Annotated in this window: 15 protein-coding genes; 5 read left to right on the plus strand and 10 right to left on the minus strand. The window is 64.7% G+C overall.

Annotated elements, in window-relative coordinates; all coding sequences use genetic code 11:
* Positions 1-64: 64 nt before the first annotated feature.
* Positions 65-931: a glutathione transferase gene (locus RWX45_RS04520; RefSeq protein WP_316022583.1), complete on the plus strand. Its 867-nt coding sequence runs from the start codon at positions 65-67 to the stop codon at positions 929-931.
* A gap of 292 nt (positions 932-1,223) precedes the next feature.
* Here the strand turns inward: RWX45_RS04520 and RWX45_RS04525 are convergent, their stop codons facing one another.
* The 9 genes from RWX45_RS04525 to RWX45_RS04565 all read right to left on the minus strand — a co-directional run bounded on the left by RWX45_RS04525 (position 1,224) and on the right by RWX45_RS04565 (position 9,589).
* Complete coding sequence (locus RWX45_RS04525; RefSeq protein WP_316022584.1) at positions 1,224-1,733, minus strand: GNAT family N-acetyltransferase; 510 nt, start codon at positions 1,731-1,733, stop codon at positions 1,224-1,226.
* A complete protein-coding gene (locus tag RWX45_RS04530) occupies positions 1,730-2,047 on the minus strand; it encodes a DUF1778 domain-containing protein (protein ID WP_316022585.1) in 318 nt (105 codons plus the stop codon). Before RWX45_RS04530 ends, RWX45_RS04525 begins: the two co-directional genes overlap by 4 nt.
* Before the next feature lie 71 nt (positions 2,048-2,118).
* Positions 2,119-2,334, minus strand: a complete 216-nt coding sequence (locus RWX45_RS04535) for a hypothetical protein (protein ID WP_316022586.1) — start codon at positions 2,332-2,334, stop codon at positions 2,119-2,121.
* A gap of 105 nt (positions 2,335-2,439) precedes the next feature.
* On the minus strand, positions 2,440-3,186 hold the full coding sequence (locus RWX45_RS04540) for a hypothetical protein (RefSeq protein ID WP_316022587.1): 747 nt from the start codon (positions 3,184-3,186) through the stop codon (positions 2,440-2,442).
* Entirely contained in the window at positions 3,183-5,021 is a 1,839-nt protein-coding gene (locus RWX45_RS04545; protein ID WP_316022588.1) for a hypothetical protein, read from the minus strand. Before RWX45_RS04545 ends, RWX45_RS04540 begins: the two co-directional genes overlap by 4 nt.
* Positions 5,018-7,048 (minus strand): hypothetical protein, encoded by a 2,031-nt coding sequence (locus tag RWX45_RS04550; RefSeq protein WP_316022589.1) that lies wholly within the window; start codon positions 7,046-7,048, stop codon positions 5,018-5,020. Before RWX45_RS04550 ends, RWX45_RS04545 begins: the two co-directional genes overlap by 4 nt.
* A gap of 55 nt (positions 7,049-7,103) precedes the next feature.
* Positions 7,104-7,436 carry a hypothetical protein gene (locus RWX45_RS04555; protein ID WP_316022590.1) on the minus strand — a complete coding sequence of 111 codons (333 nt, stop codon included), beginning with the start codon at positions 7,434-7,436 and terminating at the stop codon, positions 7,104-7,106.
* A gap of 122 nt (positions 7,437-7,558) precedes the next feature.
* Complete coding sequence (locus RWX45_RS04560; RefSeq protein ID WP_316022591.1) at positions 7,559-8,899, minus strand: DUF4921 family protein; 1,341 nt, start codon at positions 8,897-8,899, stop codon at positions 7,559-7,561.
* 90 nt (positions 8,900-8,989) lie between these two features.
* Positions 8,990-9,589: a cyclophilin-like fold protein gene (locus tag RWX45_RS04565; RefSeq protein ID WP_316022592.1), complete on the minus strand. Its 600-nt coding sequence runs from the start codon at positions 9,587-9,589 to the stop codon at positions 8,990-8,992.
* Between the two features lie 317 nt (positions 9,590-9,906).
* On the opposite strand from RWX45_RS04565, the gene RWX45_RS04570 reads away from it, so the two are divergent.
* Together RWX45_RS04570 and RWX45_RS04575 are read left to right on the plus strand one after the other, a co-directional pair.
* Complete coding sequence (locus RWX45_RS04570) at positions 9,907-10,533, plus strand: hypothetical protein (protein WP_316022593.1); 627 nt, start codon at positions 9,907-9,909, stop codon at positions 10,531-10,533.
* 173 nt (positions 10,534-10,706) lie between these two features.
* Entirely contained in the window at positions 10,707-11,552 is an 846-nt protein-coding gene (locus RWX45_RS04575) for a hypothetical protein (protein WP_316022594.1), read from the plus strand.
* Between the two features lie 478 nt (positions 11,553-12,030).
* Here the strand turns inward: RWX45_RS04575 and RWX45_RS04580 are convergent, their stop codons facing one another.
* Positions 12,031-12,168 (minus strand): excalibur calcium-binding domain-containing protein, encoded by a 138-nt coding sequence (locus RWX45_RS04580; RefSeq protein WP_316022595.1) that lies wholly within the window; start codon positions 12,166-12,168, stop codon positions 12,031-12,033.
* 189 nt (positions 12,169-12,357) lie between these two features.
* Here RWX45_RS04580 and RWX45_RS04585 point away from each other — a divergent pair, with 189 nt between their 5' ends.
* Positions 12,358-12,603 (plus strand): DUF4244 domain-containing protein, encoded by a 246-nt coding sequence (locus RWX45_RS04585; protein WP_316022596.1) that lies wholly within the window; start codon positions 12,358-12,360, stop codon positions 12,601-12,603.
* A gap of 190 nt (positions 12,604-12,793) precedes the next feature.
* Positions 12,794-13,123 (plus strand): TadE family type IV pilus minor pilin, encoded by a 330-nt coding sequence (locus RWX45_RS04590; RefSeq protein ID WP_316022597.1) that lies wholly within the window; start codon positions 12,794-12,796, stop codon positions 13,121-13,123.
* Positions 13,124-13,394 lie beyond the last annotated feature (271 nt).

Here is a 13,394-nt window from a genome sequence, read left to right on the forward strand (position 1 = left end):
GGGGTAGGGGTCACCATTAGTGCAAGCCCATATGACGTTCGTTTCCATGCCCCGGGAGGCACCCATGGCCATCGCCCATTCGCACCGCTTCACCGATGGTGACCTGCCGGTTGAGGCCGGCCGGTATCGCCTGGTCGCCTCCGCCTCCTGCCCCTGGTCGCGCCGCGTCCTCATCGCCCGTCGACTGCTGGGATTGACCGAGGCGATCCCCGTCTCCTGGAGCTACGGCCGCGGCGCCGACGGCTTCTGGGAGCTGACCGGACCCGATGGCGAACCCGGCCCCGACCCCGCCCTGGGAGGCGCTACCTCCATCGCCGAGGTCTATGCCGGTACTCCGGGATACACGCCGCCGCCCACGGTCCCGGCGCTGGTGGACACCACCACGGGGCAGGTTGTCTCCGACGACTCCGGGGACCTGCTTTTCGACCTGGCCACCGCCTGGAAGCCGCTGCACCGCGCCGGCGCCCCTGACCTCTACCCCTTGAACCGGCGCAACTCCACCGACGCCTGGGACAAGTGGATCGGCGAGCACATCAACCAAGGCCACGCCGTCGCCACCCACTCCAAGGACCCCGAGGAGGCGACGGCGGCCGCCAACGGCGTGCTGGTCGCCTTCGACGTCATCGACACCCTGCTGGCCCGCGCCACCAAGATGGAGGCCTCACGCGAGGCGGCCCTGACGGTGCAGGACGCGCCGCCGCTGTCCGCGGTGGTGTCCGTGGAGCAGTTCCTGTGCGGGGCCGCCCCCACCGGCAGTGACATCCGCCTGTTCACCACCGTGCAGGCCTACGAGTACGGCGGGCGCGCCTACTACCCCGGCGGCGAGGCGCCATCGATCGCCTTCTGGCCGGCGCTCGCCCGCTGGTTCCGCGCCCTGGAGGGGCGAGCCGGCTGGGTCGGCACCGAGGAGCGCAGCGCGCTGGGGCTGTAGAGGTGTTTGCCTCCCCCGCATCTGAACAGCGGGGGCTTCCCTCGCTCCCTGGAGACACTGAACATGCGTTTCGATGAGTTGGCGGAGTTCATTGACAAAATCTGTATGAACTGTGCTGATGGTGGTCGTCGGCATTGTGGCAACAGTGGCGTCTGCGAGGAAGCGCGGACGCTGCTGCGGGGGATGCGGTAGATTTGGCGCGTCGTGCGGTTCGCCGCTCTCCTGGTGATGCTCGGCTGGCACTGGTTCTGGCATGTAGCCCCTCATGGGTACTGATCCTGAAAGCGCGCGTCTAATTGGCTGATAGCTCCCTGATTGCCTTTATAGATAGTAGCAATTGCATGTTGTCGATGGGTGAGACGTCGAAGTCGCCGTTGGCCAGGTAGAACGACTTCGCTGCCTCGTCCCGGCAATGGATAAGCAATGCCCGCGCCCCGACGATCCTACTGACCTCGAGGCTTCGCATCATGGTGTCCTTGAGTAGCGCAGCGCCTATTCCCTGCCCCTGTGCGCGCTGGTCAACGGCGAGGCGTGCGAGCAGGACGCAGGGAATCTCCTGGGGTGCTTGCTTCGCGATTCGCTCTGAGGCTTTCTCCTTCGCAATGCAAGCAGACGCTAGTGCGTAATAGCCGAGCACCTGCCCGTCCTGGACGGTCACGTATGTGACTGCGTTGTCGGCCCTTTGGTTCTGCCACGCGTAACGATGCAGCCAGTCGTCCAGTTCCTCGGCGCCACTGTTGAAGCCACTTCGGTGATCACTGCGGGCTAGGGGCCGAGGAGCTTCCAGGACGCCGGCGTTCATGTGCGCTCCGACCGTCCGGAAAGGTCTTCTGAAAGTGCAATGCGAGTTCCGAAGGGTGAGGGTCGGTTCCAGAGCTGTTCGAAGCGGGAGGTGTCCGTCAGCGGTGCATCAAGCACCTGCATGACTCGTTCGAATGTGGCGTCATCAACGGTGAACCAACGACGGTTCGTCATGACTCGCTCGGCTTCCATGGTTGCGGATGAGAGTATGAACTCACTGACGGTGCGGTCCGTCTGAGCTGCGGCTTGTTGAATGAGGGATTCTTGACGCGGCGTGGCGCGCAGATCGATCCGCTGGGTCTTGGCGGCTGGCATGTTGTAGTCCTCCTCGTACGGATAATGTACGTACGTCGGCACTGGATGGCAAGTGCCTGCGTCAAGACCCGCTACCCGGGGCTTGGCACCGTGCCGAAAACCTCGTTCAAGGCAAGACCCGGATGAAGGAGGTGATCGATTCCCTCAAGGTCAATGTCCCCGATGCCCTGGAAGAACTCTCCAGCCCGGGCAAGACCCTCAGCTAGCGGAGCGGTGAGCACCACCCGTAGCAAGGCGCGCCGAGAGCACCGACCCGGAACATGCCCGATCTCGTACGCGTGGCTCATGGGCGGCGTTCCTCGAGCTACTGCGGCCTTTTCGGTGCTGTAGTGCATGGGTGTCTCCAGGCGGGGTGGAAGTCGGCCGTTGTTTCTACAGGGCGGTGGTCCGGTTTAGGGGGTAGTTGTGGGTGTGGTTGTGGGTGTACGTGTGGCGCGGGGGCCGAGGTCGGTGGTGATGGCGGTGGGGTCGAGGGTGGCGTTGGCGCGCTCCAGGGCGGTGTCGAGTAGTTCCAGGGGTGCGGGGGTTGCGGGTTCATCGGTGTTTGACACGGTGGTCAGGACGATGATGCCGGGTTCTTTGCCGTCGTTGGTGGTGACGGCGGCGTAGATGCGCTCAATGGTGCGCTGGCTGCCGTCCGTCTCCATGGTGGTCGTGATGGTGAACCCTGCCAGGGTCTCGGGCATGTCAGGGGTGGCGTTGAAGACTCCTTCCCCAGACTGCAGAGGGTAATCGGACCAGAACTGGACTTCCTGATCGGTGCCGTCGCATGCGGCTATGTCCTCAGCGATACTCGCGAAGCTACCATTGGGCCTGATAGTGGATATGCTGAGCGCGAGAGTCTCATACACCGTGGCATCGGCTAATTCGTACTCGACGGTGACCGTGTGGAACGGTTCCGACAATAATGCGATAGTGACACTGTTCTCAATGCCCTTGCAAAACGTTTCGACTCGTATTCCGCGGTAGGCGGCTTGTGTGGTTGCTCCGGGGATGTCGGCGAGGGTGAGTGCGGTGGTGGGTATGGGCTCCGGAGTGGCTGTAGCCTCATGGTCGGCGCCGCCGTGGCCGCAAGCTGTGAGCAGGCCGGCCGCCAGCACCAACGTTAGGAACAGGCTAAGGCTACGTGCGCGGCTCATGAGAACCGTCTCTGGAATCGCCAATTGAGAGTATTGCGGAAACCGCTGTCGGCATACCCAAGACCGTCTGCGCTGGTGGCAAGACTGTTTAGTTCAGCGTTGGCGGTCCTCTTGTCCTCTTCGTTTAGTTGTTCGTATTCTTCGGGGGTGATGAGGCGGTATGAGCCATCGGGTGCTTGTACGGTTGCGGTGCTGAAGCTGTCGAGTGTGAGTCCGGTGTTTGGGTCTTGGTAGCCGTTGAGGCCGGCCGCGTCGGCGGCCCAGAGCATGCGCCGCAGATAGGAGGAGCAGGCCGTGTCGATGACGTGTTGCCGTGCTCGCTCACTACTGTTGGAGTCGTTCCGCCAGGAGTCATTGGCCTGCTCCAAGTGGTCGATGAGAATGGTTGTGTCACACCCGGGCCCATCGTTGGTGGTGTCGAGGGTGCACCGCTGAGCGAGTTCGGTTAGTTCGGAGGTGGGTTTGCCGGCGAGGTCGGCCCATGCTTGTGCGTACTTGTATTCGGGGTCGAGGAGGCGGATGCCGCCGGTGCCAATGGCGTTAGTGGTGGCGCCCTCAACAGCGGCCCAATGGTAGTTCTCTAAGGTGAGGTGGTCTTTGGTGCTGCCTGGGGGTAGGGAGTTGGTTTCGGCGTTGTTGATGGCGGTGCGCAGGTTGATGAGTGCCTGTCCGTCCTGGCCGACGACGCCGAGGATTGAGTCCAGTGTCTTCTCGCTGAACCAAGGGCTGTCAGGGATCTTTTGGTCGGCCGGGGTGGTGGCGGTGTAAGTCGGGTTGTTGCTGCTTCCGTGTGAGTTTGCGTAGGTGGCGACGAGGGAGTCCATGTAGGTTTCGAGGATGTGTTCGAGGGATTGGGCTCCTTCGACACCGTGTTTGCCGCGTTCGACGCCGAAGTCGTCTCTGCCGGTGAGGGCCTCCAGGCCACGGGCGGCGATGCTGGCGGTTTCCTGCTTGTGGGCTCGTGTGAGCAGTGGGCTGGTGGAGGCGCAGTCCAGGGCGGCGGCGATGCCGGACAGATCGCCCTCGTAGGGGTGCTCGCCGGCCCAATAGTCGATCCGGCCCTGGTCGCCGGTGAAGAACTCGTAGGAGGCGCGGGGATGGTCGCCCAGGTCGTGCATGATGATGGAGGGGATGTCGAAGCCCCAGTCCTCGTCTGCCTCGTCGACCATGCCTGGAAGGAAGCGCGAGGGTCCGGTCCACTGCCACAGGGATGGTGTGCCGTTGTCGTTGGCCTCGTGCTGGAGCTCGTCGATCTTCTCGGCGGCACCCAAAATGAACTCGTCGCTTGCGCCGGTGGCGTTGTACAGGAGGTACGCCAGTGACTCAGTGTAGTTTCCGAGCTGGTAGTAGTCGGAGTCCAGGTCGGGGTACTGGGCGGCTTCGACCAAGTCGGAGCCGAACTGCCGGGAGTAGTCCGGGTCCCATGCCTTAGTGGCGGCGCCCAGCCCGCGCTTGAGCTGCTGGAGTGTCTTCTGGGCCAGCTCGCTCTCATCCTCGCTGGCCCGGTAGGCATATCCAACGTGATTGCCCACCGCCTCCGTCAACGCCAAAGTCCCATCAGCACCCAAACCACTGAACAAGGCCGAGACGTTGTTAGCGTCGTGGTGGGTGGCTTCAAGAAACTGGTGCAATGCGCTCAAGCTGAGTTTGTCGGTGCCGTCTTGCTGGACTACGGCGGAGGTGAATCCATCCAATGGGATGACGGTTGCCGATGCGGTTGGGTCGCCCTGGCAGGCCGACGATGCCGCCACCAGCGGAGCGGCGAGCACCACCCGCAGCACGGCACGCCGAGACCACCGACCCGGAACAAGACGAGCCTCATACACACGGCTCATGAATAGCGATCCTGGAATTTCTGGTTGAAGTTGGTGTCAACATTGCTGGCGGCGTCCCCCATACCGTAATTACTGGTGGCTATGTCTTGTAGGTCCATATCTGCCTTTTCTCTATCCTCGTCGCTTAGTTGTTCGTATTCTTCGGGGGTGATGAGGCGGTATGAGCCATCGGGTGCTTGGACGGCGGCGGTTTCGTATCCGTCGAGTGTGAGTCCGGTGTTTGGGTCTTGGTAGCCGTTGAGGCCGGCGGCGTCAGCGGCCCAAAGGAGCTTGCGCATATAGGAGGAGTAGGCCTCAGCGGCAATGGCGTCCTGTTTTTCGGTCTCGGCGCTCGCGCCGCTCGCCCACGTCTCGCTTGCTTCATTTCGTAGGTAGTTGATCAGGGCGTCTGAAGCCCATCCGACACCCTTGGCTGTTCCCGCTGGTGCGTACGTCTTGGCCAGGCCAGCTAGCTCGGAAGCAGGTTTGCCGGCGAGGTCGATCCAGGCTTGCGCGTATTCGTCATTTGATTGGTCCGCCTCAATAGCGCCGGTGCCGATGGCGTTGGCTATGCCACCTTCGGCGGCGCCCCATTGGTCTGCAACTGACTTGAGGTGGTCTTTGGTGCTGCCTGGGGGTAGGGAGTTGGTTTCGGCGTTGTTGATGGCGGTGCGCAGGTTGATGAGTGCCTGTCCGTCCTGGCCGACGACGCCGAGGATTGAGTCCAGTGTCTTCTCGCTGAACCAAGGGCTGTCAGGGATCTTTTGGTCGGCCGGGGTGGTGGCGGTGTAAGTCGGGTTGTTGCTGCTTCCGTGTGAGTTTGCGTAGGTGGCGACGAGGGAGTCCATGTAGGTTTCGAGGATGTGTTCGAGGGATTGGGCTCCTTCGACACCGTGTTTGCCGCGTTCGACGCCGAAGTCGTCTCTGCCGGTGAGGGCCTCCAGGCCACGGGCGGCGATGCTGGCGGTTTCCTGCTTGTGGGCTCGTGTGAGCAGTGGGCTGGTGGAGGCGCAGTCCAGGGCGGCGGCGATGCCGGACAGATCGCCCTCGTAGGGGTGCTCGCCGGCCCAATAGTCGATCCGGCCCTGGTCGCCGGTGAAGAACTCGTAGGAGGCGCGGGGATGGTCGCCCAGGTCGTGCATGATGATGGAGGGGATGTCGAAGCCCCAGTCCTCGTCTGCCTCGTCGACCATGCCTGGAAGGAAGCGCGAGGGTCCGGTCCACTGCCACAGGGATGGTGTGCCGTTGTCGTTGGCCTCGTGCTGGAGCTCGTCGATCTTCTCGGCGGCACCCAAAATGAACTCGTCGCTTGCGCCGGTGGCGTTGTACAGGAGGTACGCCAGTGACTCAGTGTAGTTTCCGAGCTGGTAGTAGTCGGAGTCCAGGTCGGGGTACTGGGCGGCTTCGACCAAGTCGGAGCCGAACTGCCGGGAGTAGTCCGGGTCCCATGCCTTAGTGGCGGCGCCCAGCCCGCGCTTGAGCTGCTGGAGTGTCTTCTGGGCCAGCTCGCTCTCATCCTCGCTGGCCCGGTAGGCATATCCGACGTGATTGCCCACCGCCTGCGTCAACGCCAAAGTCCCATCAGCACCCAGATCACTGAACAAGGCCGAGACGACGTTGTCGTTACCGCCCCAGGTTTCCAGGTACTTGTTCAAGGTCTCAATGCGAGGGTCGCCCTCCTCGTAGTCAGATGTGGCGATGTCTGTTCCGAGAGCCGCGATGGCCTCACCGAGTGCGGTCTCCATCTCCTCCAGGGTGTCGGGATCCTCGCCGTCGACTTCATAGCTCACCTCCCCGGACTCGGGCAGATTGCCCTCGCTGTCGGAGTTGATGAGGACGATCCAGTCGACCTTCGCGGATAGGAAGGTCGACTCGTCTCTGAGACTTTCCGCGTAATCGGGCACCTTCGACAGGGACGACGTCGACAGATAGAGGTTCTGCCCATCGGATTTGGTGGTGTGATAAAGGAGTTCGACGGAGTCCGCGATAGTGGATAGTGAGGTGGCCGCCGAGCGTAGATCCTCAATATTGACCTTGACCAGCGTCATGGCCGTTCCTCCTCGTATTGGCGTGGTAGGCGAGCGATGGTCGGCAGTGGATGCATCACTCCCAATCGGCCTTCCATGACTCCTCGCCGGGAACCTCCACGTTCTCGCTCTCCTGCGAGTAGGCGTCACTGACGTCTCCCCAGTAGTTGCTGAAAGCGGTCTTGATGTCCGAGCCGAGGGTCTCGATGCCCTCGATCCAATCGTCCGCGGCGGGCGACTTCCACGCCTCGGCAGCTCCTTGGCAGACTGCGGTGCAGACATGCCCGGCGCCGCTGGGCGGCGTCAGCTTGAAGGAGATCGAGTTGCCAACGGCCGTGTAGTGGTTGTTGATGGCGTCTCGGTAGAGGTTGGGATAAGTACCTGGCTCTTTAGTGCTGCTGACGCACATGCGTGATCTCCCGGTAGGGGCTAGTAGAGAAGCTGCCCGTTACCCTACCGTGTTGTTATGTTGGGTGCGAGTGTTTCACGCCACGACGCCCGTGCCGCGATCTCTCGCTCGGCCTTCCCACCTCAGCGGGTCAACACCGGGTTGTACAGCAGCCGGTTCGGCGTCGTCGGGCACTCCTCGCCCACCGCCATCGGCGCGATGAGCCGGTCCGCGCGCAGATCCTCCAACCGGGCCACCACCCGGTCTCGCAGCGTCCACGGGTCAATCGTGTTGAGGTACACCTTGGTGCCGCCCTCAAAACCGGCCAGGGTGGACACCCGCCACTTGAGCGTGATGTGCCAGGGCATGGGCTGGTCGACGTCGATCGGCTTGTGGTGCCACTCCTCGTTGCTGGGTACGTCCGCCCCCGTGGCCGCGTGCAGCGCATGCACCAGGTCGGAGACGTCGTCGACCTCGTCGCGGCTCATGAGCCACGGTTCACAGGTGGGCGACGTCGAGTACACCTCCAGCGTGGGGTAGCGGTGCCCGAAGCCGGCGAAAGCCACCGCATGCTCATTGGAGGCGACCAGCAGACCCCGGTAGGCGGCGTAGTCCACGCCCATCTCGTTGTACAGGTTCGGGTTGGCACGCACCCGCTGTAGTTCCAGCTCAGCAGACACCCCGCGTTCGTCGATGCCCACCAGCTGCTTGTGCAGGTGATCGAAGGACGCGCCGGCTGGCCGCAGCCAGTTCTGAAACACCGCCACATAGCGCACCCAGCGGTTCGCGTCATACAGGTCGTGCGTGGCCTGCACTGCCAGCCGGATGTAAGCGCGGTGCTCGGTCGGGGTCAGTGTGCCCGAACCGGCCAGGGAGGAGGAGTCGACGGAGTCGTCGGTGTAATGCCGCCGGGCGACGATGACGTCGTGACCGCCGGCGAAGAAAGCGGCCAGGTACTGGCGGCGGGCGCCCTCGTTCATGGTCTCCCACGTATCCGGGTTCTGTCCGGAGGCGCGCAGCTTGGCGCGGGCCACCCGGGCCACGTGGGCGGCGCCGGCCGGCTCGGCCAGGTAGGCCTCCATGCGCTCGCGTGCGGCGTCGGGCACCTCGTAGCCGTGGTTGGCGTGCCAGTAGTCGTAGGAGAGGATCTCGAACAGGTTGGGGATGCGGCGGAACTCGGCGACCGTGTCGAACAGCTCGGAGGCGGGCAGGGCGTCGATCCGTTCGAAGCCGCCGTCGGGCGTGGCCACGACCCGGGACTTCTCCGGCGGAGTCTCGGTGTAATGCGCCGGGCAGAACTTGCAGGCGCGAGTGCGCTCGGCCTGCGTGAGCGTGTGAACCTCGGCGGCGGGATGGGAGATGGGGCGGTTACCCCGACCGGGCACGGTCCACACCTCGGTGCCGGTGAAGGGGCTGATCTGCTTGACGGTGCCGTCCGCCATGCGGGTGAGCGGCTCGGCGGAGGGCGAGTACGGCTGGAGCATGCCGCCAGTATCCCGCCGCTGCCGCCCCTACGGGGCCGATATCGACGGCGCGGTCGGGTCAACTGCGGTGGCCGACGGGCTCCGGGCGGATCACTCCGACACGGTCAGCGACGCCGGCAGGTCCGAGTCCTGCCCGGCGAGGGCGGAGACATCGCCGTCGACGTGGCCGATGACGTACAGGCCCGGCCAGGAGCCGATCGAGGTGTAGTACAAGACGAGCACGTGGTTCGGCTCGTACCAGGCAATGTCGCCGACCTGCGGGGCGCTGGCGGTGAGGCCGGTGGTGTCCAGGTCCTGCGGCAGAGAGGCGGTCAGCTCTTGGCCGCCGTAGTCGGAGAAGCTGACTTCCAGCGGGAGCTGGGCGAGTAGGGAGCGGGTGGCGGCGTTGTCGGTAAGGGTTGCTTCCAGGACGGTGTTGTCCAGGGCGCCGCCGAAGGCGATGCGGATCGAGGCGGGTTGTGTTGCGGGCATGCTGGCCTCCTGAGTGGGGTTGGTGGTTGCGTGCGGTGAGGACTGCGCCGTGGCCGTGCCGGAGGAGCCGCCCGACGACGGCGTGGACGTCGGTCCGGTGGCCGAGGTGGGTGACGTTGACGCCGTCGTGCCGGTTCGCGAGGCGCAGGCCGCCAGGGTCGGGCCGACGGCGGCCAGGGAGAGCCCCCGCAATAGACGACGGCGGGAGGTCGGGTGCATGGCGGTCCTTTCGGCTGTGCTGAGGGCGCGAGCACGCGCCCCGGCAGGTGAATCCCGCGACTCCGGTGGAGCCGGAGGACGTGAGTGCATGGGTTGGCGGGCGGCGCGAGCGGGCGCGGGTGCGTCTCACCAGTTTGAATCACCGATGTCGCGAGTGGGAGGCACGGGCAGTGCCACCCACTGATCCGCCAGGAGGGCGGTGCACCATTGAAGTTGGTAAGGTTGAATCGTTACCTGCATGTGTGTGATGTTCCTGGGGGTTCCTGATGAGGCTTAATGCGCGTCGGCGCGCGGCTGCTGCGTTGGCGGTGCTGGTGGTGAGCGCGCCGCTGGTCGGGTGTTCGGGCGACTCTGATGAGGGCGGCTCGGGTATTCCAACCTTCGATCCGGACGCGATGGCGTCGGCACAGGCGTCTGCTTCGGCCGCGGCGGAGGCCGAGGCCTCCGCGTCAGTCGCAGCGTCGGGGGAAGTGACTGCGGAGTCGCTGACCGATGCGGAACTGGGCTACTACGTGGTCTCCATTCCCGAGGATCTTGATGAGACCCAGACGCAGGTGCTCGTCGATTACGTCGCCTATGACAAGGCCACCTGGCGGGTCTGGTTCACCGGGGAAGGCATCGATGAGGTCGCGCTGGTGGCCACGGGCGGTCTGCTCGACAAGATTTACGAGAACTACTCCAACTTGAATGGTGAGCATTCCATCCCACCTGTCAGCGTAGGGATTAGCGACGTGGCTGTCAGTGAAGACGCTGCTTTCGCAACAGTCACGATGTGTCTCGACCGCACGCAGATGACAGATGCTGACGCCAACGGGAACGATATTACTGACCCTGAAACCCAGAACTTGGTGGAGTATTCAACTCAGATGACACCCGGCACAGAGGGGAACTGGGTCGCTTATGAGGAAACCGCGGTGTCATGGGACGAGTGCACTACGGAGTGAAACAAATGAGTGAGACCAGACTGAGAGCATTACTGGCGTTATTGCTTGCAGTGTGTACTGTGTTTCCAGGTTCGACTGCGTATGCGGTTGGTGAGCGACACAATGAATCCGGCTCGACGACTTCCGCCGGTGCGTCGCAGTCCTCGGATGGAGGGGCGTCGTTGCAGGCATCAGTGACCACTACGTACACCATGGCGAGCGGCGGTTCCGTGGATATTCCGACCAGTACCTCCTCTCAGACGGTGGCGGTGGCGCCGTCGTGCGGGTACAAACCCGGCCGCACGGGTGCGGAGGCCGCGGAATTCATTGGCGGTTTTGGTAACGAGAAAGCCAATCGGGCGGTCGCGGCGATGTACCCCGATTGGGAGGATTATGTCGATGACACCACGGGTCGATGGTGGACCAAGTACTGCGATGAATCGGCCTTCTCGGATCCTGACACATACTTGGAGGCGTCAGCGGAGTTCTTTGCGAGTCACCCGTGGCACGTGTGGGTGCCCGAGGGTACGGAGCCTCCGGAGCCGGAGGTCGACCCTGCCGCATTGGCGTCCACTGTGTGGGAGAGCGTGGATATTCCAGCCCCCAGTATCGACCGCAACCCGACTGTCGGCCAGTCGCAGGCGACCATCGTGGGTTTTGATACCTGGGTGTGGGCCACGGAGGAGACGCCCACCCGGGTGGAGATTGTCGCCACGGTCGGCTCCACCAGCGTGACGGTGACGGCCGGGTCCGCGAGCCTTGACCTGTCCGCTCCCGATGCCGAGGCCGAATGCACCGGGTTCGGCATTCCGTGGACCCCCAGCAACGACGCCAAGGGCACCGACTGCATCATCGTCTTCGACCGCTCCAGCGCCCACTTGGGTGGCACTACGCCGATGGAGGTGGAAGCCGTATACAGCGCTTCGTGGGCCTCTACGACGGGTCGTTCTGGAACTCTGAACACTGTGACCACCAGCAGCACGGTGCAGATACCGGTTGCCGAGATTCAGGCACTCAACACCAGCACTCGCAATCCGTAGTACCTCAATGTCTGAGCGCTTCGTGTGACTAGGTCGCGTTGGCCAAGGCCGGGGGCGAGCTGTAAACAGCAGTCGATAAGACTCTCAATGTAGAGGTGTCAACGCTGGAGAGTGGCTCTTGGTAGAGGTCGGGGCGTGGCACCCGTGTGGTGAGCAATCGGAGGTGCGACGGTTCGGCTGCTACCTCGACGGTTCGGCAGTTCGTCTGAGGGTTCGGCAGTTCGTCTGAGGGTTCGGCATTTCGTGGCAACGGTTCGGCACTTCGCCCGACGGTTCGGCAGCTAGGGTGCCGAACCGTCGAGCGAAAGTACGAAGCGTCCACCGGAACGTACGAACCGTCGGCTGAACGTACGAACCGTCGACCTGGCTGCCGTGTCAGTTCAGCTGCCGAACTGTCGGCCCAGCCGCCGAACCGTCAGCACCGTTGTGGGCAACCCTCCCGATATGAGTGGGGGCGCCGTGTTACTCGGTTGCTTGGTTACTCGCAGGCGATTCCGTCGTTATCGCGGTCCAGGGCGTCGCGATAGCCGGGCTCGCCGGCGTAGATCGGCGCGGCGCCCGCCGCCCGGGCCTCGCTGCAGTTCTGGTAGTACACCGATGAGTCCTGCTGCGGCATCAGCGGTGCCGGAATGGGCGTCCGCCCTTGCTGTCACACACAGGCATGGTTCGTGCACCCCTTATCCCCAGGGCTCGAAGGGCACGGATGCGGTGGCGAGGCCGCCCGGGTCACGCTGGTGAGGCAGGCACGGTGCCTGCGAGGCGCGGCCAACGCCGGTCGTGCCTCCACCTCATCAAGGAGGAGACCATGAAGAACACCTTCCTCACATTGCACCGGGCGTGGACCCTCGCCCACGACGCCAAGTTGACGCCGTCCGAGGCGCCCGACGGCGTCGCCGACCCGGGTGGTGAGGCCGGCATGGCCACCGCCGAGTACGCCATCGGCACCTTGGCAGCCGCCGCCTTCGCCGGGCTGTTGCTGGCGATCATGCGGTCGGGAAGCCTGACCGGCATCCTGCAGGGCCTTATCGAATCGGCGCTTTCGGTGGGCTGAGGCGATCATGTGGATGCCACGACGCCCCCGGGAGGCCGGGCTCGAGAGCCTCCCCACCGCAGACGGGCTGAGCGGTCACGACGACGGCGGATACTCCGCTGACCGCCCTGCGCAGCGTCGCACTCATCGCCAACTTCCTCACGGGTGCCACGCGCGCGGTCGCCGCGCGTCAGAGCGGTGCGAGCGCGGCATGGTCACGGCAGAGCTCGCCGTGGCCATGCCCGCCGTCGTCCTCGTCCTGCTGCTTGTGCTCGCCGCCGTGAGCGCCGGCGTCACCCAACTGCGGGTCACCGACGCCGCTCGCGTGGCCGCCCGACAGGCGGCAATGGGGTCGGCCGACGTCGCAGGCGCCGCCCAGCGCGCGGGCGGGCCGGTGACGGTGAGCGTGGAGACCGGTGAGCTCACCTGCGTGACGGCGAGCCGCCGGGTACCGGGCCCCTTGGGCGGCCTGGGCCTGACGGCGCGTTCACGCGCCTGCGCCTACACCGAACCGACCACGGCCGATGGGGGCGCGCCATGAGCCGGGCGGATCCCGTCTGCGCTCCGCTGGGCGGCACGGCGGCGGGCGAGGCGAGCTCGGGGACGGGCGCGCGAACGCGGGCTGCGGGGCCGCAGACGTGCCCTGCCGCAGGCGACCCGCGGATGCAGAGGAAACAGGGCCCGACGGCGTTTGGCCACCGGACCGGTTCCCGGATGCGCGCGGCGGAGCGCGGCTCCGGCACCGTCATGGTGCTGGGGATCATCGCGGTCGCCCTGAGCCTCGCCGTCGGCGCCACCGCGCTCATCCAGGC

The organism is Actinomyces sp. MRS3W (assembly GCF_032465695.1).
Taxonomy (GTDB): Bacteria; Actinomycetota; Actinomycetes; order Actinomycetales; family Actinomycetaceae; genus Actinomyces.

Coding starts and splice junctions, on each gene's coding strand:
- RWX45_RS04520 (WP_316022583.1), top strand. CDS start 65: ATGGCCATCGCCCATTCGCACCGCTTCACCGATGGTGACCTGCCGGTT.
- RWX45_RS04525 (WP_316022584.1), bottom strand. CDS start 1,733: ATGAACGCCGGCGTCCTGGAAGCTCCTCGGCCCCTAGCCCGCAGTGAT.
- RWX45_RS04530 (WP_316022585.1), bottom strand. CDS start 2,047: ATGCCAGCCGCCAAGACCCAGCGGATCGATCTGCGCGCCACGCCGCGT.
- RWX45_RS04535 (WP_316022586.1), bottom strand. CDS start 2,334: ATGAGCCACGCGTACGAGATCGGGCATGTTCCGGGTCGGTGCTCTCGG.
- RWX45_RS04540 (WP_316022587.1), bottom strand. CDS start 3,186: ATGAGCCGCGCACGTAGCCTTAGCCTGTTCCTAACGTTGGTGCTGGCG.
- RWX45_RS04545 (WP_316022588.1), bottom strand. CDS start 5,021: ATGAGCCGTGTGTATGAGGCTCGTCTTGTTCCGGGTCGGTGGTCTCGG.
- RWX45_RS04550 (WP_316022589.1), bottom strand. CDS start 7,048: ATGACGCTGGTCAAGGTCAATATTGAGGATCTACGCTCGGCGGCCACC.
- RWX45_RS04555 (WP_316022590.1), bottom strand. CDS start 7,436: ATGTGCGTCAGCAGCACTAAAGAGCCAGGTACTTATCCCAACCTCTAC.
- RWX45_RS04560 (WP_316022591.1), bottom strand. CDS start 8,899: ATGCTCCAGCCGTACTCGCCCTCCGCCGAGCCGCTCACCCGCATGGCG.
- RWX45_RS04565 (WP_316022592.1), bottom strand. CDS start 9,589: ATGCACCCGACCTCCCGCCGTCGTCTATTGCGGGGGCTCTCCCTGGCC.
- RWX45_RS04580 (WP_316022595.1), bottom strand. CDS start 12,168: ATGCCGCAGCAGGACTCATCGGTGTACTACCAGAACTGCAGCGAGGCC.
- RWX45_RS04585 (WP_316022596.1), top strand. CDS start 12,358: ATGAAGAACACCTTCCTCACATTGCACCGGGCGTGGACCCTCGCCCAC.
- RWX45_RS04590 (WP_316022597.1), top strand. CDS start 12,794: ATGGTCACGGCAGAGCTCGCCGTGGCCATGCCCGCCGTCGTCCTCGTC.